We start from the raw sequence: 747 nt of genomic DNA, 5'->3' as shown, positions 1-747 counted from the left end.
TTTCCGTGAAAATCCCCACCACTGGGTGAGTGCTGTATACGCTCCTGATCCGTGCGGGTATACTGAAAATGGCCAAAGAAGGCAATAGGAAAGCAGAGGTGCCCGATTTTCGGACATCTCGTATGATCTGGCTGCCTGTTGGCTATACTAGATAAGTTGTGGTTGGCGGAACGACTCTTTGCGGGAGATCATGCAAAAGATGATCACCAACATTCGTCGAGCCGTGGCGATGAGGGCTTTTTTCTTCCCGCATCGGGCCGCCAACGACCAAAATTTTCGGGACAAGGGATGTGTCTTGGATCGAGCTGCTGACCATGCCGCCTCGCATAACGCTGATCGAAGATGGGGATTGCCTTTAGTCGTACGCGTGCTCTTTCGCTTTCCGGCGCTTTCATGGTTGCCGGGGGACAACCCCGTCCATGAAGCCACCCGTTCCGGCGTTTCAAAGACGCTCATGTCGGTTCCCATCTCGGCGATGATGACGGCGGCGGTTTGTTTTTTGATTCCAGGCATGGTCATCAGTAAGTCCACTTCCTCCCGATACGGCTCGAGCAGGCGGTCGATGTGCTGGTCGACTTCTTCGATTAACTGCTCCAATTCCTCCACGTGTTTCCACAAGAGGCGAAGGAGACGGAGCTCGTGTTCGGTCAAGGTGCCCAGCAGCGAATCATACACCGCCTGCTTTTTCGTTTTGAGCCTGCCGCGCAGGCATTGATCCAGCTCGTCCTTGTCCACGTATCCCTTCTC

Annotated in this window: 1 protein-coding gene; it reads right to left on the bottom strand. The window is 54.4% G+C overall.

The window, feature by feature from the left end; translation table 11 throughout:
• Nucleotides 1-147 precede the first annotated feature (147 nt).
• A partial coding sequence (locus tag B4113_RS03945; protein WP_153017125.1) for an IS110 family transposase occupies nt 148-747 on the bottom strand: 600 nt, incomplete at its 5' end.

Origin of the sequence: Geobacillus sp. B4113_201601, from assembly GCF_001587475.1 — a bacterium.
Lineage (GTDB): Bacteria > Bacillota > Bacilli > Bacillales > Anoxybacillaceae > Geobacillus > Geobacillus icigianus.
Note: the sequence above shows the minus strand (reverse complement) of the source record. Positions and strands in the feature narration are given on the sequence as shown.